The organism is Nostoc sp. 'Peltigera membranacea cyanobiont' 213 (assembly GCF_002245975.1).
GTDB lineage: Bacteria > Cyanobacteriota > Cyanobacteriia > Cyanobacteriales > Nostocaceae > Nostoc.
In genome coordinates, this window is record NZ_NOLI01000362.1 from 1 (window position 1) to 1,335 (window position 1,335).

Annotated in this window: 1 protein-coding gene and 2 pseudogenes; 1 reads left to right on the forward strand and 2 read right to left on the reverse strand. The window is 38.7% G+C overall.

Annotation, left to right across the window (positions count from 1 at the left end; genetic code table 11):
• Positions 1 to 264, forward strand: a pseudogene (locus tag CDG77_RS34945) (type IV secretory system conjugative DNA transfer family protein); the annotation flags it as partial.
• Between the two features lie 178 nt (positions 265 to 442).
• Here the strand turns inward: CDG77_RS34945 and CDG77_RS34950 are convergent.
• Complete coding sequence (locus CDG77_RS34950) at positions 443 to 1,102, reverse strand: N-6 DNA methylase (RefSeq protein WP_223270173.1); 660 nt, start codon at positions 1,100 to 1,102, stop codon at positions 443 to 445.
• Positions 1,099 to 1,335, reverse strand: a pseudogene (locus CDG77_RS34955) (hypothetical protein); the annotation flags it as partial. The gene CDG77_RS34950 and the pseudogene CDG77_RS34955, both read right to left, overlap by 4 nt.

Sequence of the window (1,335 nt, forward strand, 5' to 3'; positions counted from 1 at the left end):
CCTGTGTCCAAAGCCGATGAAAAACGGGCGCATGATAGTGAGTCTCTTTGGGATACACAAGTTAAACCTGCTTTAGATAGTCAGGTGATAATTCCTGATATTAAAACGTTAACACAAGCATTACATGAACGGATTGAGTCAGCAGCGCGGATGTTGCCATTACCAGAAGAAGATGTAGCACCTGCACATGAGTCTAGTAGCAGTGAAACTGATGTTTTAGAAAATTTTCCTAACCGAGTTTATCAAACACCAGGATTGCATTAAATTTTGACAAAATATTGTTAGCAAAGCTCCTCGCGGAGCAAGGCACTCCTGTAATTCCTCTGTAATATCATGTTCGGTGAAAGACTTATCATTAATACCGCAGAGGGAAGCAGGGGAAGTGCCTTCTTTCATGCTTAAGGAGGGCCTGCTACGTACCCGGCTTGATATAAGTCCTAAATTATTTTAGTCCAATATGATTTTGCCAAACTTCTGTCATAAACTTTTTAAAATTTTCCATAATTAGCGGTAAATCACTATCAATTTCTTGGGTTTGTTGCTCATTTGTCATTGGACGAAACAGACGACGACCTCGACTATCAAAACCAATTTTATCCGCAACTGCCATAAAGATTGAGTAATCTTCTGGTACTGGTAAATCTCCACCTTTGCGCTGAAGAATCAAAAAGCTGGTGATAATTCCTAATCCACATTCTACCTGAAAGTTTTCTGTAGGTAACTGAATGGAAGCAATTAGCAAAGCCATGTCTTTTAATAGCCATTGGCGAAAGTGTGCTTGGTTAGATGAAGACAGAATTCCATTAGACACCAAAATACAGACTATTTCACCAGGTTGTAATTGATTTAAACACTGTTCTACAAATAAGCACTCTTGTTCTGCTTGGGTTTTCAACTTGGATGTAATAGCGTAGCTTCCATCTCCGTGTTTTATCCATTTATAAGCCATCTCAAATCTAGCGAGTTCGGAATCGGAAGTGAGATTAATTTTGCAATAGGGAGGATTGGCAAGTGCTACAGTAGGCAAGGAAATTGGCAGAGGAGGATTCCTGACACAATTTTGAAATAGTTGTTGCCACTCAGTAATTTTAATTTTTATCAAAATAAACTTCCTTGCAACATATTTTCTGCTTTAGTATTCTCATATTTGATACCATTAATCAGCAAACTATTATTTAGCTTCGGTTTAGGTGTTGATGCAGGAGTTTCATACTTTAGATTTGGTCGGATAAAAGAAATACCCTTGCCAGTCAGGGTGTCTCCGATGACTAAATCTCCACCCAAACTAGGAATAGGCAATGCCAAGTAGGGAGCGTAAAGCATGAAGTTTAAACT